This is a genomic window from Pontibacter sp. 13R65 (genome assembly GCF_047525655.1).
Classification (GTDB): Bacteria; Bacteroidota; Bacteroidia; order Cytophagales; family Hymenobacteraceae; genus Pontibacter.
On the sequence record NZ_JBLIQL010000003.1, the window covers coordinates 37,272 to 60,856 of the forward strand.

Sequence of the window (23,585 nt, forward strand, 5' to 3'; positions counted from 1 at the left end):
AGCCAGCTTAATCTTTTTTATGACTGGCTCTGCCCGAGCCACTTTTTTTACCTCCGCCATCTTGTTTATTTACAGTGGCCCAGGCTCTTTTTTCTGCCTCTTCGCGGCTCACGCCTCTTTTCTCGTAGCTTTCTTCAATGTGCTCTGCTTTTCGCTTTTGCTTATCTGTATAAGCAGATTTATCTCCTTGTGGCATAATTTCTCCTTTCTTTTTTTAATCCAGATTCAGAAGCTTTTTTGCTAAAGCTCTTACACATTTTACGATTCTGAGTTAGTGCTGGCTGGCGGAAGGCATAAAATTTCTCCACCGGCTACTGCCCCCTTTGATAGAAAGTCTAATTTCGAACTTCAATATAAAGTTATTTATATGAAAAGTGTGCTTAACTGGAGTGGCGGCAAAGACTCTGCCTTGTGTCTGCGCCGGATTTTACAAGGTGGCACCTATACCATTGATTGTCTGCTGACCATACTCGGCAGCACTACCCAGCACATTACCATGCACGGAGTCCGACAGCACCTACTGGAGCAACAGGCAAGGCAAATGGGTTTGCCACTTCAGCAAATGTTCTTGCCCGAAGATGCCAATATTGATACTTATAACAACATTACTGAAATCACCCTGCACACATTGCAGCAGCAGGAAGGTATTAGGTATGACAAATTCGGGGATATAAACCTGCAGGACCTGCGCAACGACCGGGAGCAGCAACTGGCAAAAGTAGGGCTTCAGGCTGTTTCTCCTTTATGGTGGAATAGCCCTACTCAGCGTTTGGTTCGGGAGTTTCTGGAACAAGGCTTTCAGGCGGTGGTAGTAAGTGTAATTGCTTGCTCGATAAGTCGTTTACAGGACGCTTGCTGGATGAACGCTTTCTGGAAGATTTACCGGCGGGTGTAGACCCTTGCGGTGAGAACGGAAACTTCATACGTTTGTGCTTAACAGCCCCCTTTTTGAGGCCCCGGTACAGTTCGAGCTGGGAGAAAAGGTGCTGATGCAGTACGGTGTTTCTGCTGACACTGAGGCAGCTTACGACACAGGTTTTTGGTTTCAGGATTTCGTATCTTGCTAAAAAGCGGAACTTTGGCAAAAAAACGAGGAGCATTTTACAACACTCCTCGCCTTTTGCATTTTTAATTAAGTCTTTCTTAATTGGGCTATCATATCGTCTAGTATGTCTTTGCTATACCCAATCCGGCGGGTATATTCCAGACACAAGTTGTATTCCCGCTCTTCCAGTTCGTCATCCTGTAACATCATCATTACAAGCGTTTGCAACTCTACCGTTTTTTGCAAACCGTCTTCCGGAATAATAAACGATAGCACAGACAGGTTATCAGTTATGGGCAGAGTATCCTCCTCTGATAGCTGTAACTGATTGCCAAGCGAAACCAGGAAGTCACTTTCCTGCTCATCCACATTTCTGTCGGCAATGGCCACTAAAAGAATATTCTGGAAAAAGGCCAGTTTCTTTTGCTTGGTATTTAGTAAATCATCATACGATGTGCTGGTCGCCATAGGTAGTTAGTTTAAATTTCATAGTTCATTATACGTAGCCCTAATCCGAATCTAATGCATCGGAAGTAAGCGCCATTTTCCTATAACGTAAAAACTGAGCTATCTGTACAATCTTTCTTTTAATCTACCTTTTGGCTAACCTGGCAAATCGGCTCCAATTACCTGCTCTCTCGTCCTTACCTGATCTCTTTTGATGCCTCCAGCCGGTAATACGCTCCAAACACACCCAGAGCGCCTACCATGTTGGAATAAATAAACTTAGCTTCTGCAAAAGGGTTACCATCTATATCCTGCTGCTCCAGAATAGATTTATGGTACAGATAGTAATGCCGGTCTGTTACCATAAGGTACGCGTGCAGGTAATAGGGCTTGGGTACAGGGCCATCCTGGTTTCCGTGGAGTGTAAAGGTCGGCGACTGCAACATATTGTTTACTGCGCTTTCGTCTTTGACCAGGTTGCCAGTGCTCAGAACTGGGTAAATATCATTTACATGGTCAACTGTTTGGGGCCATAGCTGCACCTTGTATTTCATGTAAGCGAGCGCATGGTAGTAATTAGTTACGCCAGGTGCATCCTGCCATTTGTAGTTCAGTTCGTACCGGTAGTAATCCTGCTGCTGGTATTCGTTTGTTTCACGGGTGCTGGTGTAATTCATCTCCGTAATCTGCACGTTGGCAGGATCTGGTATAATGCACGAGGCTTCTGCAGTAGAGCCGGCAGGCGTATTTACTTTTAGGGTATAGGTTCTGCCCGGGGCAAGCACCAAATTCCCGGCTTCTGTCTGGTAGCGGTTCATGCCTGTGTTATAGGCCAGCGCCACTGTCTTGGCTCCATCCGACATCGTAACAGTGGCATCTTTTACCTTTCGTTCCTCGTCGCTGAGCGTTTTACCAATGGCGGGCTGGGTAGTTTGTAACCGCACGATCAAAAGAGAGTCTTGTGGCGAAATAAAGGAAGTAACTACCAGCTTAGGGCTTAAGTCCAGATCCTTGATGTTGGTTACATCTTCTTCGCAAGCTGACAAGGCGAAAACATTGAACAGGAGCAGCAACAACTGTCCTATGTTGGTTTTATGGAAGAAAGTGGGTTTCATGAGGTGCAGAATAAGGTGCGGCTATTAAAATTTAAATCCGTAACTAACCGATGGTATTATCGGGAACAAAGACACTTGTTTTAGCTTGGTTTCGCTGTGGTTCCCGTTGCTGTACTCTTCCGATAAGTAGTAGAAGAAAGGATTTTTGCGGCTGTAGAGGTTGTAAAAACTGATCTCCCAGGTGCGCTCACCCCATCGTTTCGGTTTATGAAACTGCACGCCTATATCCATTCGGTGGTAAGCTGCCATACGATAGCCGTTTCGCTCGCCGTAGTCGGATGCGCGTTGCCAATACATAGAGCCACCATGGTTGCTTTTAGAAGGATTATTGGGGTAAGCATCAAAATGGCCAACAGGCATGGTAATAGCGTTGCCGGTTCCGTACACCCAGGTGCCGGAAAACGTAACGCGATCGCTAAGTTTATAGATTCCTACCAGAGAAAAGTCGTGGCGGCGGTCGTAGCGGGCGTAAAACTTCTGCCCGAAATTGAGCGAGTCGAACTGTAACTGTGTCCAGGAGAGAGTATAGCCAATCCAGCCTGAGAAACGGCCGACCTTCTTCTGCAGCAAGAACTCTGCGCCATAAGACCAAGCCTGGCCACTGGTTATGTTGTCTTCCCACTTCACTTCTTCTGCCGTCTCAGGGTCATCTATCATCATAAAACTCGCACCCTCTTTATAGCCGATAATGTTCTGCGATTTTTTGTAGTACCCTTCTACTGTAAGGGCAATGTCTTTCTCTTTGAAATCTTTGGCAAAGCCTGCTGCTACCTGCCGCGATTGCTGTGGTGCCACCAGATCCGTAGTTGGCACCCACAGGTCGGTTGGCAACCCGATGCCGGTGTTGCTGAGCAGGTGCACGTACTGGTTCATCTGGGCGTAAGAGGCCTTCACTGCAAAATCGTCCCAGATGTTGTATGCAGCAGCCAAGCGAGGTTCTGGCATTAAGTAACTTTTGCTTTTGGCAGCAAAGTGACTCAACCGGAAGCCTGCATTCAGGCGCAAACCAGGCATGGGTTTAAATGTGTCTTCGATGTACACCGCCGACTGTACCCCGTCTATGTTTTTGCCTTCCCGCTCGAGCTGATTCAGTTCTGTGTCTTTTACCACCAGGGCACTTGGCTGAAACCGGTGAAATGTAGTCTGGAAACCTGCCCTGATAGCGTGTTGCGGGTTAGGCATGTAATCGACATCATATTTCAAGGACAAATCCTGTATGCCAGAAAAGTACTGTAGCTCATATTTGTCACCATCGCTAAACTCCTCCTTCACATTAATTTTAAACCGGTAGCGACTAAAAATAAGCGAGGTGTTGGCAAAAAGCTTGTCGTTGAAAAGGTGGTTCCAACGCAGGGTGCCCGTTGCATTGCCCCAATCGAGGCCGCCCCTCATTTTACTGCTGTTGTACTTTTCGTTATAGTAAAAACGGTCTTGCCCAAAGTAGCCGCTCAAATAGAGCTTGTTTTTCTGGCCAAAGTCGTAATTCAGTTTTGTGTTGAGGTCGTAGAAATAGTAGCCGGCCGTGCCATCTTCGAGGTTCATAAAGGGGCGGGCAATTATATCGGCATAGGTGCGGCGGCCACTTATCAGGAAAGACGATTTGCCTTTTTTGATCGGCCCCTCCAGCATAAGCCTGGATGAAATAAGACCGATGCCACCTTCGCCATGCAGTTCTTCCTTGTTACCCTCTTTCATGTTAAGTTCGATTACAGACGAAAGCCGCCCGCCATAGCGAGCCGGAAATCCACCTTTCGTCAGTTCCACACTTTTAAGCGCATCGCCGTTAAAGAGCGAGAAAAATCCGAAAAGGTGTGAGGCATTGTACACAGTGGCATCGTCGAGAATGATCAGGTTTTGATCCGGGCCACCGCCGCGCACATAAATGCCGCTGTTGCCTTCGCTGCCTTTCTGCACGCCTGGCATGAGTTGCAGCACCTTCATCACATCTTTCTCACCGAGCAGCATGGGAATGTCTTTGATCTGGGAAATCGGGATGTCGATCGAACTCATCTGCACCGACTCGCTTACCCGCTGCACCCGGTTCCCGATTACTTCTACTTCGCCGAGAGATGCGTTCGATTGCAACTCTATGTTAAGTTCTAAACTTTGCTTCAGCGCTACTTTCTGAACCACCGGCATGTAACCGACCAAGGCAAAGGTGAGAGCCAGAGAATCCGAAGCTGGCAAGGTGAGGGAGTAAAAGCCGTAGGTATTGGTGGTGGCGCTGTTGCTGGTGCCCGGTTGGTAAACCACTACTCCAATCAGCGTTTCTCCGCTCCCCTTTTCGTGCACATAGCCACTCACGGTGTGCTTGCTCTGGGCAAATAATGCGCCGACACTGCTCAGCAGCAGCAAAAAAGTAAAAAGTGTTCTCATGATATAACCGGATGATAGAAACAGGTGGAATAGATATTGAATCTACAATATATATGCCATATTTATCCAGTTAAATACTTAAATTATTCAAAACACAACTACCCACAGCCTCTAAGCAGCTAAAAGGCCTCCAGAAGGCCATTTTCATTAGAAGAATTACAGGCTACGCCTAATTCAAAATTAGAAATTACAGCCGAAGCTATTGCAGCAGACGCTCGCAGGTCTGAAAGACACTGTGAGGTCATTGGAGCAAACAAAATTCCCTCGGAAAGCTTACCTCATTGCAAGAATTATACTGAACAAGAAAGTAACTAATTTTAAGCAATGTATTGCGGCAGGGAGCTTTAGGGTAAATACTTTTGCCAGGTGCACCAATGACGATTTTTTGTTTGAGCGTTCAGCGAGTTCAAAATCGTCTTGATTTTTTTGGTTCTTTTTGTATCAAGACAAAAAGAACAAGAAAGCGAGCTATGCAATAGATTCAGCCTGATGAAGAGGTAAACAGAACCTATGCAAACTTAAACTAAATGATCAATAGCCTTTGCTAAAGGTTCTTGCCCACGCTAGAAAGTTAAACTGTTGGCATGAAAGTACGAGCTACAAGCTCGCACTAGCGAGGTAGTGAGGAATTTAAACAAACAAGCCGCTAGCCACTGCTTTTGCATCTCGCCCACAAGATCCTTCCAGGATGACAAAAGTCAGGTGCATGTAGAGTCAATTAATTGTAACCTACCGCACAACTAAATTCTTTTAATAAAAAGAGCCTTCCGGAGACAAAAAGCCTATTTTAGCCTAAGGGCTTACTTCTATAAAAACGCATGAGCACGAAACCTGCTTTCTTTATCAAAAAAAGGCTGCCGGATCCCTCCGGCAGCCTTTTCTGTATGGCATTCTGCACACCTAAAAAGCTATTGCAGCTAATTATGAGGCTTTGTTTTCCTCCTTTTTCCTGTTACTTCTGAACCGCAAGTGCTTCTCGACAGAAACAATGATAAACAGCAACACAGCGGCGGCAAAAATGCGAAGGAGCTGCATACCATCCAGTGGGCTGGTATGGAACAAGGTGTTCATAATGGGCAGGTAAACAAACAAGGCCTGGAAGAATAACATGGCCCCTATACCATAATATACCCACATGTTGGAGAAGTATCCGACATCCCGCATTGGTCTTAGAAGGGAGCGACAGTTGAGCAGGTAAGCCGCTTCTAATACCACAAATACGGTGGCTGCTACGGTTTGTGCCTCAGATATAGTAGCACCATGGTCTTTTTCATACAAGTATAAACCAAACGAGGCCAGCAAAAGAATAACGCCAACCAGCAAGGTCCGAAACACCAGGTCTTTTGTCAGGATTGGTTCATTTGAAGGTCTTGGCGGACGATCCATTATGCCGGGCTCTTTGGGTTCGAAGGCCAGCGTAAGGCCAAGCAAAACGGCCGTGGTCATGTTAATCCAAAGAATCTGTACGGGTTGCACGGGCAGCTGCGTACCTAGTAAAACGGCCGTCAAAATAGCCAGGCCTTCGCCCAGGTTGGTAGGTAAAGTCCAGACAATGAACTTGGTCAGGTTATCGAACACGCCTCTCCCCTCTTCTACGGCTCCTTCAATGGAGGAGAAGTTGTCGTCGGTGAGCACCATATCGGAGGCATCTTTGGCTACATCGGTACCCGTAATCCCCATGGCAATACCGATATTGGCTTGCTTCAGAGCCGGGCCATCGTTCACCCCATCTCCGGTCATGGCTACCACTTTATCCCGTGCCTGTAAGGCCTTTACGAGGCGTAGCTTCTGGTCTGGCGACACCCGGGCGAAGACAGAGGTGTTCTCTGCCACATCCTCCAGCTCCTTGTCTTCGATCTGTTGTAGTTCCCGCCCGGTTATGGCTACTAGCTTTCCGTTCTCTTTCCGGCCCCGCAACCCGATCTGGCTGGCAATAGCCGCCGCCGTAATGGCGTGGTCACCGGTTATCATTTTAACATCAATCCCGGCCTGCTGACAAAGCTTTACAGCTTCTACTGCTTCCTGTCGTGGAGGGTCTATCATGCCCTGCACCCCCAGCAACACAAGATCAGACTCGGTATCGCTGTGGTCTATGCTTTGCATGCTGGCGGGAGCTTCTGCCATGGCAAAGGCCAGTACGCGTAAACCTTCAGCCGCCATTTTCTCTACCTGTTGCTGCACCACTTTTTTATCCAGGTCTATAAGGCTTCCGTCTGGCTGCATGAGTTTGGAACTACGGTCGAGCAGCGCCTCCAGCGAGCCTTTCATAAAAATAGAAGGGTTAGCGCCACCGTGCAACGTAGCCATGTACTGGTACTCCGACTCAAACGGAATGGTATCTTGCCGAGGATATTCTTCTTCCAGGTTTTCTTCCTCAAAACCCGCTTTGCGAGCCGTTACAATCAGGGCTCCTTCTGTTGGGTCGCCTTCTATGGTCCAGTGGCCGTCTTTTTCTTTTATGGTGCTGTCGTTGCAGAGCATGCCTGCTTTCAGGCAAAGTTCAAGGGCTTTATTTGAAGAAAGATCTACTACTTTACCGTTTTCCATTACTTCGCCATCTGGCCGGTAGCCCAAGCCATTTACTTCGTACACTTTGCCTCCGGCTGCTACCTGCTGCACCGTCATCTGGTTTTCAGTAAGGGTTCCGGTTTTGTCGGAGCAGATAACGTTGGTGCTGCCAAGCGTTTCCACAGCTACCAGCTTCCGGATAATGGCCTTCCGTTTGGCCATTTTAGAAACGCCCAAGGCCAGCATGATGGTAACGGCGACCGGTAAGCCTTCCGGAATAGCGCCTACCGCCAGGGCCACAGCCACCATAAAGTTATCGCCGATGCTCTCGCCCCGCACCAGGCCAATAATGAAAACAACAACCGATAAGCCTAAAATAACCCAGAGCAGCAGGTGACTAAATTCTGTAATCTTTTTAGTAAGCGGTGTTTCCAGGTCCTGGGCACTGGCAATGGATTTCTGAATTTTACCTACTTCGGTATGATCGCCCGTAGCTACTACCACCCCTTTGCCTTGCCCATAAGTTACGACCGTAGACGAAAAGCCCAGGCAAAGCCTGTCGCCCAGTACCACATCGGCAGGCACAGATTCGGTGTTTTTCTCTACCGCCACCGACTCGCCGGTAAGCGCCGATTCGTCTACTTTCATGTCGCGTTGCTGTATTAGCCGCACATCAGCCGGAAACTTATCGCCAGACTGCATCAGGATGATATCTCCTGGCACCAGCTCCTGGGCATCAATGTTCTGCTTTTTGCCGTTCCGTATAACCTGCGCTTTGGCCGTCATACTTTTGGCCAGGGCATCAATCGCCTCCAGTGCCTTCGACTCCTGTATATAGCCGATAATAGCATTGATAAACACCACGGCAAAAATAACGGCCGAATCGATGTATTCTTTCAGGAAAATAGTGACCACTGTGGCAGCCAGTAAGATGTAGATAAGCGGCTGATGAAACTGCAGCATAAACCGCACAAAGGCGCTTTGCTTCTTTTTCGGAGTCATGACGTTGCGGCCATATGCCTCGACCCGCTTCTCCACCTCCTCATTACTGAGCCCCTTATCAGCAGACACTTGCATCAGGTCTAAGACCTCTGGTGCTTCCAGGTGGTGCCAGTCGTACTGCTTGTCGGTTTGAAAAGGTAGAGTAGTCGTTCGTTTTTCTTCTGTTACATTCATTTTGTTGATGATTTATAGTCAGAATTAGCTTGGATTTACATGAAGTTAGGCGGAAGACATTAACACCACATTAAACAGTGTAGCTTTGCGCGACCTTCCTGCTACTGCTGCTGCTGATGCAGCTACCCTGAAGCGGGCATACTAGATTTTCCGGGAAATTATCTAAGCAAGTTGTGAGCGGAGTCTAACAGAACCTATGCTAGCCGTTGCTCACCTCTCCTCTAACGCGAAAGGCAGTGAATAGAGGAGCATTTGCAAGGTCGGCATAAAATCAACTGGTATAAATGATATTTCTCATTTAAAAAAATGACTTGCCAACCATCTGATTATTACCGAAAGCATAACTAGCCCCACACCACATACATCAGATTATCAATATTTTACTCACAAACTAGCTTATATAAAACTGTTACCCCCGCAAAATAAAAAGCACCACCTGCCATAGCACCCAAACATGCCTTTTTTATATTTTTCCTACTTTTGGACGAAGCCAGATGTCTCCAGGTTACCTAAAACATGTAAAAAGATAAAAACTCATTAGCACAGAAATAAGCTGAAAACATAGTTACTGCTGTGTGTGCTGGAGACTACACCGCGTTATTCCTTGCAATTAGTTACCTTTGCACTATGATTTCACAGCGACAATTGTTTCTGCAACACGTAGCGCAGACATCAGATTTCCCTCTGATGATAGAGATAGAAAAAGCAGAAGGAGTATACATGTACGGCAGCGAAGGGCAGCGCTACCTCGACCTAATTTCGGGTATTGGCGTGAGCAACGTGGGGCACCGGCACCCGCGGGTGGTGCGCGCCATACACGACCAGCTCGACAAGTACATGCACCTGATGGTGTATGGCGAGTTTGTGCAGGGGCCGCAGGCGCAACTGGCCCATGCCTTAACGCAGACCTTGCCGCCTCACCTGAACAACATTTATTTTCTGAATTCCGGATCAGAAGCCGTGGAAGGTGCTCTGAAACTGGCCAAGCGGCACACCGGCCGCACCGAGCTAATTTCCTGCTACAATGCCTACCATGGCTCCACCCAGGGCTCTCTCTCCATGAACGGCAGCGAGAGCTTTAAAAATGCATTCAGGCCTTTGTTGCCGGACGTGCGCCATATACACCACAATTCTCTGGACGATCTGCAGCACATTACCGAACGCACTGCCGCTGTGCTTGTAGAAACTGTGCAGGGAGAAGCTGGTGTGCGGGTGCCGCAGCCTGGTTACCTCCAGCAGCTCCGCGAGCGATGCAACCAAACCGGCACGCTGCTCATTCTGGATGAAATACAATGTGGTTTTGGCCGCACCGGCACCTTCTGGGCATTTGAGCAATTTGGTATTGAACCAGATATTTTAGTTTGTGCCAAGGGTATGGGAGGCGGTATGCCCATTAGCGCCTTTATTGCCCCGCAGGAAATTATGGCCGCTTTCAAGACTAGTCCTGTTCTGGGCCACTGTACCACTTTTGGCGGTCATCCTGTTAGTTGTGCGGCGTCTCTGGCCACTATTCAGGTAATTCTGGAGGAGCAGCTTCCGGCAGGCGTGCAGCAAAAAGCGGAACTCTTTAAGAGCCTGCTGGTGCACCCACGCATAAAAGAAATAAGAAACTGTGGTTTAATGATGGCAGCAGAATTTGAGTCGTTTGAGGTGCTGAAGGCTGTTATAGACCAGGCCATCCTGAATGGCGTGCTCACCGACTGGTTCTTGTTCTGCGACAACTCCATGCGCATTGCCCCTCCGCTTACTATTACCGAAGAGCAAATTAAAGAAGCCTGTGCCATTCTGCTCCGATCTATCACAGAAGCCGTAGGATAAGGCAGGCACTACAAGCTCCGGAAGGGTCCCCGTTCAGATTATTTAAATGAATTTGCCCTTCCGGAGCCTTTTTCACCTTTCATTCCCAAGGGTTTAAACGCTATTTCCGTTGCCTGGCGTAAACCAAAATTCTTATAAGCATTTCCCGGGCGCAGCACCAATCCTGCTACAAAAGCAATTCCAACGAACAAAATTCCGGAAGAAGGCAATCCAGAAAGAAATGTGTACGTAAAAGCCCAAGCTACACATTGCATACAAGCCGTAGCACCTCTTCACTATTATCGCTTTTATGGAAATAGCCCTTGTGCTCTCACTGCTGCTGATAGCGGTAATTTTGTTTGCCACAGAAAAACTTTCAGTGGAAATAGTTACGCTTATCATGCTGGTAATTCTGGCGGCTGCGCGTATTGTAACGCCAGAAGAGGCTTTTGCCGGTTTCAGCAGCGACTTTATTATTATAATAGCCTCTATTTTTATATTAAGTGCCGCCCTGGAAGAAACCGGTATTCTCGATTTTGTGGTGGTAAAACTGGTGCGCCTGGCAACCAGGAGCACTAACCTCATGCTTTTTGTAGTGATGATGGTAACCGGTATAGTGTCGGCGTTTATGAACAACACCACCGTTACGGCCATGTTTGTTACGCCACTAAGCGGCTTGTCTAAGAAAATAAATATGAGTCCGTCTAAGCTGCTCATGCCGCTGGCGTATGCCGCCATACTGGGGGGCACCTGTACCCTTATCGGCACCTCCACTAATGTGGCAGTTAGCGGCTATATTGCCAAATCGGGTATGGAGCCGGTGGGGCTATTCGAGATTTCAGCCATTGGATTTGTCATCTTCCTGATCGGCGTGGCCTATATGATGACCATTGGGCAGCGCATGTTACCAGATCATTCAGATCAGCAGCTCACAGAAGAGTATAAATTACAGAAGTACCTGACCGAAATACTGGTCATGCCAGATTCGCCGCTGGTGGGGCAGCTCATTTATGCTTCCGACTTGGCTACACTTAATTTCAGAATCATAAACGTAATACGCGGCAAAGATAACTTTCTGCCTGACTTCAGAACCCGCATACAAGAGAATGATATTTTACTTGTAGAAGGCGAGATAGACGACCTGATTCGGGTGAAGGAAACCAAAGGCATTGAGATAATGGCCGACGTGCTGCTGGAACAGGACCTGGTAACCGATAACGTAAGGCTGGCGGAGGTGATGGTAACGCGGCAATCGGACTTGATCAGGAAAACCGTAAAAGAGTCGGAGTTTCTGCGCCGCTACGGACTGGTGGTGCTGGCTGCCTCGCGATATGGCGAAACGCTCCGTAGCAAAATAGGTAGCATACGGCTGAAGTTAGGCGATGTGCTGCTGGTGCAGGGTGCCACCGAGCGTCTGGAGCAGCTAAGGGGCTCCCGCAACCTGGCCTTACTCGATTCTTTTGCGCCAGTGTTGTTCAAAAAACGGAAAGGAATTTTGGCTATGTCTTGCTTTGCGCTGGCAATTCTGGCAGGTACGCTCAATATTTTACCTCTTTCCATTGCATTTTTGTCTGCGGCCATTATTAGTATTTTACTTAATTGCATCAGCACGAGCAAGGCCTATAATGCCATAGACTGGCGCCTGCTCATACTTATCGGTGGTATGTCGGCCTTTGGTACTGCCATGGAAAATTCAGGTGCAGCAGATTTTCTGGCCGTAGGCATTGTAGACTTGTTGGGGTCCTGGGGCAAACTGGCCGTGTTATCAGGTTTTGTGTTGCTTACGGTTATTCTGACACAGCCTATGTCTAATGCAGCGGCGGCTTTGGTAATTGTGCCCGTTGCCATACGCACCGCCCTGGAGATGGACGCTGATCCACGATCTTTTGCTATCGCCATTATGTTGTCTGCTTCTGTTTCGCTGGTAACGCCCTTCGAGCCTGCTTGTATTTTGGTGTATACACCCGGTAAATACAAGTTTTTTGACTTTATAAAGATCGGCACTCCCCTTACCTTACTGCTACTAACGGCCATAATTCTGTTGGTGCCGGTGTTTTGGCCAATGTAACCAGCGTCTCGAGACTTCAGTAAGATAGACCCTAAAATGATTTCCATGAAGGTTACTTTGAAACTTTTGCCTGCTGTTATGCTGCTCCTGCTTGCCTGCGGATCAAGTTCCGAAGAGGCCGGCACTACAAAAGGCAGTACTGCCAGCACAACCAGTTCTGCAGATGACCTGGAGTTGCCAGAAGAAGTTAACTCGCTTCTTGCCCGGCAATACCCCGGCTGGAGGCAACCCGTACTGGTAGCAGAGGTGCAGAAACTGGTGCAAAACAAAAAGCAGGGACCACTACTCGTAAAAGGTCAGTTTGATGATGACAACACACAGGACCTGGCCCTTCAGATTCGACACGAGGAACAGGTACTGATGCTGGCTTTTACACAACAGGATTCGGCCTGGCAGCTGCACGAACTCAAAAAAGACATCCTCTTTAATGAGCGTGGCAACCTGAAAAGCCTTTATTATCTCTACCTGGCAGAACCGGGAACAAGCATCCGAAACACAGAAACAAACAAGGTTCTGAAAACTGCCAAAGAAGCCATTGCCATTGGCCTCGATAATCAGGTGAACATATTTCTTTATGAAGGTGGCCAGTTTATAGCTTACGAAGCCGAAGATTAAAAAAAGCCGGCAGTAAATTATGTGCAGAACTTAGAGATCAACCAAGGATAAGCTGCACTATTAAACGTAATTTCAGGCTCCGGAAGGCCCTTTTCATTTGAATAATTTGAGTAGCACTACTTATGGTTGCACTAAATTCAAAATCAGAAATTATTCATGATTTTAGGGGCAGCAATGTAGTAGAAAAGGCCCAGGCTTAATTTTATGCAAAAATGCTCCGGAAGGGCTTTTTCATTAGAATAATTTTAAATAAAAGGATAGCAGCGTTCCGCTAAAGAAGCTGAAACTTAAAAACTTAGATAAGTCAGCAGCAGGAGCGCCACCATCAGAAAGAGGGAACCAGCACCCAACACAAAGGTTCCAAGGCGCGTACCGTGCTTTCTTTGAGTAGCAGGAATGCCCATGTAATTTAAGTTAAGGTTAACCAGGTAAATAATAACTGCCAGCAAAAAACTGATAAACCAGAATGCCCCAAAACGCATCAGAAAGGTAAGGGGCAGTGTGGTCTGTAAACTATGGAGCGTCTGGTCGCGCATCAGGAAGATGGCAGCAAGCAAGAGCAAAATACTGCCATAAGCCGACACAATAACGGTAATAGGTACCCGAAGTCGTTTCATGAAGTTTAGCTTAATATAAAAATGCCTGTGCCTCCTGCCGAATCATCTCGCGTGGCATGCCGTCTTTCACGCCAATAGAAATCTTCCGTACCAGCACGCCTACAATGGATTTCCGGAACCCCAGCTTCAAGGCCATGTTAGTACAAAACTCCATTTCCTTCTCGTCTATAATGCCATCGGCTAACATCATCTCCACTAAATCGTAGATCTGATCGAAGCGCTCGGTGTCGTTAGCGGGTGCTTTTAGTTCTACTCTGTCCAGGTTAGACAGGATATCCTGTACCTCGTTGGCTTTAAGGCCATGCCGGGTCCCGATGGAAACGATATAATTCATTTCGTCGGGGTCTACGTGTCCGTCAATTTTTGCCAGAGCACCTAGGTTTTTTATATGGCTCTTTAATCTTTTTGTCTCCTCACTTTCAAAAAAACCAAACATAATCTGCTCTTTATAAATTGTTTTAGGTTACGAGTATACAAAAATGACACGACATAAAAGGCATCAGTTTTATACAAAACAAGGGGTTAAGACTTGGTGGAGCGTTGCCAAATACCAGAAGGCTGTGCCAATACAAGGCAACATACTACAACAGGCTTTCATACGGCTAATATTATTTTTTGGAGCGATACTTATTAACCTTTTTTTAAGTTTAAATAAAAATGCACCGATATTTACTTCTACCGATATTTTTTGCCAAATTGCTGGCTTAAATTTAAGAGACCAACTCCTCTATACATACCAAATCTACATCAACCAAACTATTAATTACTAAATCGTTTCTCCCATGAAAAGAATTGGAGTTTTTACATCTGGAGGCGACGCACCCGGCATGAACGCATGTATCAGAGCCGTAGTCCGTGCAGCTGTATATAAAGGCATTGAGGTTTATGGCATCAGGCGCGGCTACAACGGCATGATCAGGGGGGAAATATTTAAAATGGAATCTTCCTCTGTCAGCAACATTGTCCAGCGAGGCGGCACCATTTTAAAATCTGCCCGAAGCAAAGAATTTATGACCCGGGAAGGCCGGCAAAAAGCATACGAACAATTACAGAATTTTGGCATAGAGGGCTTGGTGGCCATTGGCGGAAACGGCTCCTTTACCGGCGCCAAATTGTTTTACGATGAGTTCGGCATCCCGACGGTGGGTGCACCCGGCACCATCGACAACGACCTTTTCGGAACCGACTATACTATTGGCTACGACACAGCCGTAAACACAGCCCTCGATGCTATCGACAAAATCCGAGATACTGCCGACAGCCACGAACGCGTGTTTTTTGTGGAGGTAATGGGCCGCGACTCGGGCTATATCGCCATTCCTTGCGCCATTGGTGGCGGTGCTGAAATCGTTATGATTCCGGAAACCGAAACCACCATTCCGAGCATTATTGAGGCTTTGCGTACAGGCTGGAACCGCTCCAAAACTTCTTCTATTGTTATCATTGCAGAAGGCGAAGTAGAGGGCGGTGCCATGAAAGTAGCTGCCAAAGTTCAGGAAGCCCTTCCTGATATGGATGCACGCGTAACCATTATCGGGCACGTGCAACGTGGCGGCGCTCCAACGGCATTTGACCGCCTGCTGGCCAGTCGCTTGGGTATTGCCTGCGTAGAAGGTTTGCTGGAAGGCCATAAAAGTGTAATGGCCGGCCTGATTAACTCAAAACTGGTGTATACCCCTTTTGAAGAAACCTTCACCAAACGAAAACTGATTAACCCGAACTTTACCAAAATGGTAGAAGTTCTGTCTGTTTAGTAACAAAAAGCCCTTCCCCTAAAACAGGAAGGGCTTTTTATTTGATTCTGCTTTAACCGAATAGAAGCTAAACATCAAAACGCTGCAAGTTAAAAGGTTCTTTCCTCACTTGCTGCACTAGGCTAATGCGGCACCTGGCTTAGATGTAGACGCAGTACTGCCGTAATAATGAGCTTTACCAATAGCTGATTAAACTACCCTACTGCAATTAGCTACCAACTTAAATTCCGCTAATGAAAATGGCCTTCCAGAGATATTTTATCTTATGTTACTGTCTGGCCTGATCTATAAAAGTTAGTATCTCCTGCCACTGCTCCGGATGAAACCAGGCGTATTCAGGCGTCTTGTTAAACCAGGTTAGCTGACGTTTTGCATATCGGCGGCTATTGCGCTTGAGCAGGCGTACCGTCTCTTCCCAATCGGTGGTGCCGTCTAAGAAGTCGAAAATCTCCTTGTAGCCAACTGTCTGCAGCGCGTTGTGATGCCGGTATGGGTAAAGTGCTTGCGCCTCCTCCACTAACCCTTGCTGTAGCATCTGGTCCATACGCAGGTCTATGCGCTGGTAAAGCTCTTGCCTGTCGCGGTTCAACCCAATTTTAATGCTGCGGAAAGGCCGTTCTGGCCGTTCCTGTTTTCTAAACGAAGAGTAAGGCTGACCGCTTGCCAGGCAAACTTCCAATGCCCTGATAACCCGCTGCGGATTTGAATGATCTACCTGCTGGTAATAGGCTGGATCGAGCTGTTGCAACTGTTCTAGCAAAGGTGCCAGCCCCTGTTGCTCGTACAGGTCAGAAAGCTGCTGCCTTATTTCCAGAGAAACATCTGGCATGTCGTCCATCCCGTCTAGCACAGCCCGCACATATAGTCCCGATCCGCCCGTTAAGATTACCAGGTCGTGTTCCTGGTACAGCTTTTCGAGCAGGTGCAGCACATCCTGTTCGTAGGCTCCGGCATTGTACTCCTGGCTGATGCTGTGCGAATCGACAAAATAATGCGGTACTCCCTGCTGCTCCTCCAGGCTAGGCTTTGCCGTACCTATAGACATTTCCTTGTAAAACTGCCTGGAATCGGCTGATAGGATGACGGTTTTAAAGTGCTTGGCAAGCTGCACGCACAAGTCTGTTTTGCCTACGGCGGTAGGTCCTACTACTACAAGTAAGTATTTCAATTTTACCGGCTTGTCCATATTTGCTCATAAAAACGCCAGAGTTTCTGTTCTTCCTCCTGCCAGTTCAGTTCCAGGCGGGCTTCCCGGCAGTTCTGCTGCAGTTGCTCGTACAGCACCTGGTCCGAAAGCAGCCTTTGCAGTTTCTCCCTGATTTCATTTACCGCCAGGCTACTCTCCAGCGCTACACCATACTTTGCGTTCAGCCGCTGATACTCCGGAAAGTTGATAACCAGTTGAGGTGTAACCGCATGTATGTAATCGAAAAACTTATTTGCCAGGGAGAAATAATAGCTTAAGCCTTTGTTTTCAAGGAGCATTACTCCTATGCTTGCGCGGCGCGTTATCAGCAGCAGGTCGGCAGGCAGCACTTTGCCTCTGAACTCTACTTTATGAGCAACTCCCAAAGAGTTTGCCAGTTGCACGAGTTCGTCAAAAATATCTCCATGGCCACAAATAATGAGCTTTGCGTCTACTTCCACCATAGCTTCCAGCAGTTGCTCCAGCCCCCTCCCCTCGTTTACAACACCCTGGTACAAAATGGTAGCAGGCTCTTTAGATGGTTCTGTGTAAGGCAGTAATGGCGGCATATTCCGGATTACTTCAAAATGTGTCCCGTATTTCTGCCGGAAAACATCGGCAATAGAAGCTGTAACGGTATAGGCAAAGCGGGTTCTTCTGATAATATAACCTTCAATTGCAGTCCAGGCAGCCTTAACCTTTTTACGGTCTGCCACCTCAATCACCTCCGGAAAGTATTCGTGCGCATCATAAATAAAAGGTTTTCGCTTTAACTTCGATATAAAGTAAACTGGCAGGGCAGTATCCAGGTCTATGGCACAGTAGGCATCGAACCGCTGCTTTAACAGGTAGAAGAAAAGGCGAAGCATAAATTCAACATAAAAGAGCTTGCCTTTGTTAAACCAGCACTTTAGCCGGTGCTGACCATAAGCCTGTGGCTGCAGTGGTAGCGAAACTGGCAAAACCCTGCCTACCAATTCCACTGCGTATCCTCTCTTTACCATAGATCCGCAAATGCGTTGCATGCGTTGGTCGTAATTAAGGTCAGTGGTAACAGCAAAGCAGATTTTCTTCATAAAAGGCCAGGCACCAACAGGTCTCCCGTAATGTTAGATCTCGAAAAGAAACTATTCTTCAGAAATAGCCCCTTCGTAATTTTTTGCTAATTTATAGTTAATATCGTAAACTTCGTAACTAACAGTGGTAAACAAACGCACTGGATAAACGCTCGAGCTTAACAATATGCCCCAATTAAATAACAGGCAAGTTTCTGAACACTTAATTCAGCTGGCAAATAAGCTGCTTCAGGTAATTACCCAGCTATCAAAACCCGACCAGGTTTTGCTCGTGGCCGATTTGGCAGGCCACGTACTTGCCTCCAATTGCGCTGCCCATACCTTACTCGCCTCTGAAACCCAAGAACAAGAACTTCAGCATCTGCAAGACATACTGTGCGACAGCAACAAAGGAGCTTTTGCCAATCTGCTGAAAGAGCTTAACCAGAAGCGAAAGATCAGCAGTGGCATTATCTCCAGCACACCTACTTTGCACATGGGCCAGTACCGGTGCCAGTTGCTCCACTACGAGAACGAGATGTTTATTAGCGTGGATATTGTTCCATCTAAAGAAGGTGGAGACATTGTCTCCAATAATGACAATTACCGCTATGTGTTTGAATACAGTACGGAGCCACTTTTTATACTCGATAGTTCTGGTAATTTTATAGACATCAACAGGAGTGCGCTAAAGCTAATTCACCAGCGAAAAGAGGACCTAATCGGCAACTCCATTTTCAAGACTTTTAACCTGAACCTGTTCGAGCGGGTGGGCCTGCGGGGGCAACTGCAGCAAACTATGGAGGAAGGGCCACAGAAGTTTGAATGGTGGCTGCTTGAGAAAACCAACGATCTGCTTCCGATCGAAATAGTGCTGCAGAAAGGAGAGTTCGATCAGCAGGAGGTTATTTTTGGTTCTGCCCGAAACCTGTTTGAGCTGGTTGGCACGGAACAGGAAATTCGTTTTCGCAACCACCAACTCGAATTCGTAAACCACCTGATCACCAACCTCTCTATCTCCAATAGCGAGCAGGAGGTATTAAACTCCACCATTGAAGAGTTGCTGCTCAAATCAGATATGGTGGGAGGCTGCGTCTATACCTACTCCCCAGACGATGAGCAGGCAATCTTATCGTATTCTGCAGGAAAGGCAAGCGATGTTTCCCTACCCGATTCTTTTGCCTTAGACACAGCCATAGCCAACCTGACATTAACGCCTGATAAACGCCATGCCATCCGAGTTATTTGCTCCAATCTGGAAAAGGAGATCAAGCGCGATATTACCTTACTTCCAATTTCAACAGAAAAGTCGTTGGTGGCGCTACTGGTGCTTTGGCCTGAGGAAGGAACTAAAACAACTCCCTCTTTTATCTCCATGCTGGATTTTATTGGCAATGCCATTGGCAACTATCTGTCGCGGCACGAGCTCATGCAGCAGCTCATCCACTCAGAAGATAAATACAAAATGCTTTTTGAGGCATCTTATGACGCTATTCTGCTTTATAAAGATGGCAACATCGTAGACTGCAACGAAAAAACTACTCAGCTGTTCCGCTGCAAAAGAGAAGATCTGATCGGGCATTCCCCACAAGACTTTTCCCCGGAGGTGCAGCCAGATGGAGTACCTTCTGCAAAAAAAACAGCCCAGTTTATGGCAAAGGCACTGGCTTCTGATGCACCGGTATCTTTTGAGTGGAAAAACATTCGAAAAGACGGCACTTTTTTCGACTCAGAAATTACCCTGAACCGCATAAAGATAGACGGGCATTACTATGTGCAGGCCTTTAAGCGCGACATAACCCAACGCAAGCTGGTGCAGCTGGCCAAGCGCCGTGAAGAGGTAGTGCACGAATCCATGGAGCACTTCCGCAGTTTTCTGGAGAAAGTAAGTTTAGTGTACTTTAGCATGGATGTGAACGGCACCATTGTGTACTCCAACGACTATTTTCTTAAATACCTGGAATATGAGCGGGAGGAATTGGTTGGCAAAAACTACCACGACCTGCTGGTACCTGAACATGAGCGGGAGAAAAGGCGGCAGGATTTTAAGAGATCAATCCAGACAAAGCAGCTCAACACTTATTATGAGCGGGACCTGCTTATGAAATCGGGTCAGCTCAAAACCCTGCGTTGGGACTGCATGTTTGAGTACGGACCCGATGGCGAAATACGAGGCATAACCAGTGTTGGCAAAGACATGACCGACAAACGCATTGCCATGGAGGCACTGAAGGATAACAAGATCCGTCTGCAAGACCTCTTCGACAATGCGCATGACCTCATACAGAATATCTCGGCCGACAACAAATTTATATTTGTGAACAAAGCCTGGAAAGACCGGCTCGGCTACAACGACTCTGATATAGAGACCCTTTCGCTAAACGACATTGTGCACCCTTATTACAAGGCTAAGCTGATTTACCAACTGCGGAACCTGTATAAAGGCGAGCATGTAAATAAAATTGAGACTGTTTTCCTGACCAAGGCAGGCAAGCCTGTTCACCTGATCGGTAGTATTACCTGCAGCTGGCAAGACGGAAAACCGGTGGCTACCCGCGCTATTCTGCACGACATTACCGATCGTATTAAGGCAGAACGGCTTCAAAAGGTATACTACAGCATTGCCAACCTTGCCATAAGCAGCAAAGACCTGAACTCGCTTTATGGAGCCATCCACCGGGAACTCAGCAAAATAATAGAAACCCGGAACATTTACATTGCCCTCTGCGATTATGATTTTCACCACCTGCACTTTGTGTACCTGGTCGATCAGTTTATAGACAAATCAACGAAAGCGGAGATCAGGCGTCCTTTTACCATGGGTCTGTCGGAGTATATTATAAAAACCGGCAAGCCGTTGTACATGCAGAAGCAAGAGCTTATAGAGCTTGCCGAAAAGCAGCACCTGACCATACACGGTGCCTTGCCAGAAGTTATTCTGTGCTCGCCGCTTGCCATAGGCGATCGCATCATCGGGGTTATTACATTGCAGGATTATCAGAATCCGGATGCCTACGTGCACACCGATATCGAGATCCTGCACTTTATTTCGAACCAGGTGGCGCTGGCCATTGAGCGGAAGCGAAACGAGGAGCAGATAAACAACCAAAACGCCCGGCTGAAAGCTATTTTTGAAAGTGGCACGCACCACATGTGGTCTCTTAACCGTGAGTTTGAGTTGACCTCCTTTAACCGGAACTTCTCCAAAACCTTTGCCAGACCAGGAGAAGAGCTGCTGCCGTTCATGTCTTTAGAGGCCATTATGCCCCTTAACACCTCCGTGGAGGCATCCGGTAATTGGACCGAAAGGTATGAAGAAGCATTCAAGGGAAATATTCAGCATTTCGAAATTAGCACACCAGATAGCGAAAGCTGGCTAGAAATATACCTGAACCCAATTTACCTCGAAGATGGCACCTTTGAGGAAATTTCAGGCATTGCACTGGATATAACCGACAAGAAAAAATCGCAGCTGGCCCTGGCAAACAGCGAGATAAAATTCCGACGGATATTCGAATCTTTTCAGGATGTGTATTACCGCACCTCCCTCGATGGCATCATAGAAATTGTAAGTCCTTCTATCTACAGTTTGTTAGGTTACAAAGAGGAAGAAACCATAGGCTTTGACAGCGCCAGATTATTTGTGCATCCGGCGCAGCGCCTGTTAATGCGCGAGCGGGTGCTGCGGCAAGAGTCCATTCGGGATAAGGAAGTGCAGATGATCTGCAAGGACGGAACCCAAAAAACGATTCTGCTCGACTCCCGCGTGGTGTATAACGAGAACAGCCAGCCTATAAGTCTGGAAGGTGTGGCTCGCGATGTATCGGAGCTGAAACGCACGCAAGTGGCCTTGCTCAAGGCCAAAGAAGAAGCAGAAAACCTGTTAAAAGTGAAAACCCAGTTCCTGGCTAACATGAGCCACGAGCTTCGTACGCCAATGAATGGCATCATCGGCATGATCGACTTATTGCGCCAGATCAACACCGACAAAGAGCAGGAAGAGTACATCGAAACCCTGCGTAAATCATCTGATGCACTGCTGGCTATTCTCAACGATATCCTGGACTTGTCTAAGATGCAGGCAGGCAAACTGCATATCAGCGAGAGCGGCATAGATCTGTACGACACACTAGGCAAAATTCATTCGCTGTTCATAAACCGGGCACAGCAGAAAGACCTGCAGTTCACCTATCATATTGAGTCTGGTACGCCACGTTATATTAAGACAGACGAAATAAGGTTCCTGCAGATACTTTCTAACTTAGCTTCAAATGCCATTAAGTTTACGAACGAGGGCGAAGTATCAATTTCTGTAAGGAGCAGGCAGTTAAACCAATACGAGCATATGCTGCACGTAAGGGTAAAAGACTCCGGCATTGGCATTAGTCCGGAAGACCAGCAGGTGCTGTTTACGGATTTCATGCAGCTCGACAACTCCTCCACCAAAACCTTTGGAGGCACTGGCTTGGGGCTTGCTATTTCTAAACAAATTACTGCGCTTATGGGAGGCAGCATTGGTGTGGAGTCTAAGCCTAACCAGGGAAGCACCTTCTGGTTTAACATAAAATTCAAACTGGCAGATCCACAAGAAGTAGAGGCCAACATAGAGCAACAGCAGCTCAGCAGCGAAGTGGAAGTGTTTGCCAGCGCTCCTTATATTCTGCTCGTAGACGATAACCAGATAAACCAGAAAGTGGCAGAAAAGCAACTCGAACGACTCGGCTGCCGCATAGACATAGCCTCCAATGGCTTCGAGGCTGTACAATTTGCCACAGACAATCGTTATAATATCATTTTCATGGATATCCAGATGCCGGAAATGGACGGTATAACAGCCATGAAGAAAATAAGGGAGCGGTTAGGAACAGCCTGCCCTCCTATTATAGCCATGACGGCCTACTCAATGAAGGACGATGCCTTGAAGTTTATACAAGAGGGAATGGACGATTATGTTTCTAAACCGGTAAAAAGTTCCGACCTTTACGCAGTTATGAGCCGGTGGGAAAACAGTAGCTGGCAAAATTCAAGCGAATCGGCTACTCCTGCCATAGAAACAACAGCAGGCGAGCCTGAAGAGCAGGAAGACGCTCCAGTTATGATTGATCAGGCAGTGGTAGAGCAACTGAAGCAAATTGGGGGTGCCGATTTTGTGAAGCAACTGTACTCCGATTTTGAGGAAGAAGCCGCAGAACTGCTTGCTGATGCCCAAAAGCAGCTCGAAGCACAACATTATACTAGCATTTTAAGTACATTGCATCAGCTAAAAGGAACAGGTTTTACCCTCGGTATAAATCCGTTGGCCGAACTGGCAAAGCAGCTGGAGCACGATATAAAAAACAATGCGCTCGAAGCTGTAGACGACAACTTCTCCAAGCTTCAGGAGCAATACGAAAACTATAAAATAGCTTACAAAGAAATAATTATATAATCATTCTTATGGCAGATAGCAAAACCATTCTGATTGCTGAAGACAGTTCAGTAATTCTAAACCTGACGAAGAAGATCCTGGAGCTCCAGAACTATAAAATACTTACTGCCAAAAATGGTGGAGAAGTAATTAAACAAGTAGAGAGCAACAAGATCGACGCTATTCTGATGGACCTGAACATTCCGGTGAAAAACGGCATGGAGTGTACCCGGGAAATACGTAAGCACGAAAACAAGGAAATCTCTAAAATTCCGATCATAGCTGTAACCGGCAACGCCAACAATTATACCATGGAAGACTTTAAGGAAGCAGGCGTAGACGCTTACCTACCAAAGCCCCTTGACTTTGACATGCTGGTACAAACCGTAAAACAACATCTCGGAGAATAAAACAAAGTA

At 47.1% G+C, this 23,585-nt stretch carries 18 protein-coding genes; 9 read left to right on the top strand and 9 right to left on the bottom strand.

The window, feature by feature from the left end; all coding sequences use genetic code 11:
• Nucleotides 1-7 precede the first annotated feature (7 nt).
• The gene (locus tag ACMA1I_RS04685; protein ID WP_337067131.1) at nt 8-196 is read right to left on the bottom strand and encodes a hypothetical protein; all 189 of its coding nucleotides are present in this window, start codon (nt 194-196) and stop codon (nt 8-10) included.
• A gap of 171 nt (nt 197-367) precedes the next feature.
• Here ACMA1I_RS04685 and ACMA1I_RS04690 point away from each other — a divergent pair, with 171 nt between their 5' ends.
• Nucleotides 368-895 carry a hypothetical protein gene (locus tag ACMA1I_RS04690; RefSeq protein ID WP_337067132.1) on the top strand — a complete coding sequence of 176 codons (528 nt, stop codon included), beginning with the start codon at nt 368-370 and terminating at the stop codon, nt 893-895.
• Nucleotides 896-929: 34 nt separating this feature from the next.
• Complete coding sequence (locus ACMA1I_RS04695; protein ID WP_337067133.1) at nt 930-1,067, top strand: hypothetical protein; 138 nt, start codon at nt 930-932, stop codon at nt 1,065-1,067.
• 65 nt (nt 1,068-1,132) lie between these two features.
• On the opposite strand, the gene ACMA1I_RS04700 is transcribed toward ACMA1I_RS04695, so the two are convergent.
• The 4 genes from ACMA1I_RS04700 to ACMA1I_RS04715 form a co-directional block, all read right to left on the bottom strand.
• Entirely contained in the window at nt 1,133-1,513 is a 381-nt protein-coding gene (locus ACMA1I_RS04700) for a hypothetical protein (RefSeq protein ID WP_337067134.1), read from the bottom strand.
• A 176-nt stretch (nt 1,514-1,689) separates the two neighbouring features.
• Complete coding sequence (locus tag ACMA1I_RS04705) at nt 1,690-2,607, bottom strand: DUF4249 domain-containing protein (protein WP_337067135.1); 918 nt, start codon at nt 2,605-2,607, stop codon at nt 1,690-1,692.
• Nucleotides 2,608-2,631: 24 nt separating this feature from the next.
• Nucleotides 2,632-4,983 (bottom strand): TonB-dependent receptor, encoded by a 2,352-nt coding sequence (locus tag ACMA1I_RS04710; RefSeq protein ID WP_337067136.1) that lies wholly within the window; start codon nt 4,981-4,983, stop codon nt 2,632-2,634.
• Nucleotides 4,984-5,904: 921 nt separating this feature from the next.
• On the bottom strand, nt 5,905-8,667 hold the full coding sequence (locus tag ACMA1I_RS04715; protein ID WP_337067137.1) for a cation-transporting P-type ATPase: 2,763 nt from the start codon (nt 8,665-8,667) through the stop codon (nt 5,905-5,907).
• A 630-nt stretch (nt 8,668-9,297) separates the two neighbouring features.
• Between ACMA1I_RS04715 and ACMA1I_RS04720 the strand changes: the two genes are divergently transcribed.
• The 3 genes from ACMA1I_RS04720 (at nt 9,298) to ACMA1I_RS04730 (ending at nt 13,147) form a co-directional block, all read left to right on the top strand.
• Nucleotides 9,298-10,485, top strand: coding sequence for an aspartate aminotransferase family protein (locus ACMA1I_RS04720; protein WP_337067410.1), 1,188 nt, complete (start codon nt 9,298-9,300; stop codon nt 10,483-10,485).
• A 289-nt stretch (nt 10,486-10,774) separates the two neighbouring features.
• Nucleotides 10,775-12,532 (top strand): SLC13 family permease, encoded by a 1,758-nt coding sequence (locus ACMA1I_RS04725; RefSeq protein WP_337067139.1) that lies wholly within the window; start codon nt 10,775-10,777, stop codon nt 12,530-12,532.
• Between the two features lie 45 nt (nt 12,533-12,577).
• A complete protein-coding gene (locus ACMA1I_RS04730) occupies nt 12,578-13,147 on the top strand; it encodes a hypothetical protein (RefSeq protein ID WP_337067140.1) in 570 nt (189 codons plus the stop codon).
• A gap of 287 nt (nt 13,148-13,434) precedes the next feature.
• Here ACMA1I_RS04730 and ACMA1I_RS04735 read toward each other — a convergent pair whose 3' ends face one another.
• The gene (locus ACMA1I_RS04735; RefSeq protein WP_337067141.1) at nt 13,435-13,764 is read right to left on the bottom strand and encodes a hypothetical protein; all 330 of its coding nucleotides are present in this window, start codon (nt 13,762-13,764) and stop codon (nt 13,435-13,437) included.
• A gap of 10 nt (nt 13,765-13,774) precedes the next feature.
• A complete protein-coding gene (locus ACMA1I_RS04740) occupies nt 13,775-14,200 on the bottom strand; it encodes a TerB family tellurite resistance protein (RefSeq protein WP_337067142.1) in 426 nt (141 codons plus the stop codon).
• Between the two features lie 43 nt (nt 14,201-14,243).
• Between ACMA1I_RS04740 and ACMA1I_RS04745 the strand changes: the two genes are divergently transcribed.
• Nucleotides 14,244-14,534: a hypothetical protein gene (locus tag ACMA1I_RS04745; RefSeq protein WP_337067143.1), complete on the top strand. Its 291-nt coding sequence runs from the start codon at nt 14,244-14,246 to the stop codon at nt 14,532-14,534.
• A 12-nt stretch (nt 14,535-14,546) separates the two neighbouring features.
• Nucleotides 14,547-15,518 carry a 6-phosphofructokinase gene (gene pfkA, locus ACMA1I_RS04750; RefSeq protein WP_337067144.1) on the top strand — a complete coding sequence of 324 codons (972 nt, stop codon included), beginning with the start codon at nt 14,547-14,549 and terminating at the stop codon, nt 15,516-15,518.
• Nucleotides 15,519-15,786: 268 nt separating this feature from the next.
• On the opposite strand, the gene miaA is transcribed toward pfkA, so the two are convergent.
• Both miaA and ACMA1I_RS04760 read right to left on the bottom strand, forming a co-directional pair.
• Nucleotides 15,787-16,704 (bottom strand): tRNA (adenosine(37)-N6)-dimethylallyltransferase MiaA, encoded by a 918-nt coding sequence (gene miaA, locus ACMA1I_RS04755; RefSeq protein WP_337067145.1) that lies wholly within the window; start codon nt 16,702-16,704, stop codon nt 15,787-15,789.
• Complete coding sequence (locus ACMA1I_RS04760; protein ID WP_337067146.1) at nt 16,689-17,780, bottom strand: glycosyltransferase; 1,092 nt, start codon at nt 17,778-17,780, stop codon at nt 16,689-16,691. Before ACMA1I_RS04760 ends, miaA begins: the two co-directional genes overlap by 16 nt.
• 166 nt (nt 17,781-17,946) lie before the next feature.
• Here ACMA1I_RS04760 and ACMA1I_RS04765 point away from each other — a divergent pair, with 166 nt between their 5' ends.
• On the top strand, nt 17,947-23,187 hold the full coding sequence (locus tag ACMA1I_RS04765; protein WP_337067147.1) for a PAS domain S-box protein: 5,241 nt from the start codon (nt 17,947-17,949) through the stop codon (nt 23,185-23,187).
• Nucleotides 23,188-23,195: 8 nt separating this feature from the next.
• Nucleotides 23,196-23,576: a response regulator gene (locus ACMA1I_RS04770; RefSeq protein WP_337067148.1), complete on the top strand. Its 381-nt coding sequence runs from the start codon at nt 23,196-23,198 to the stop codon at nt 23,574-23,576.
• The last annotated feature ends 9 nt before the right edge of the window (nt 23,577-23,585 follow it).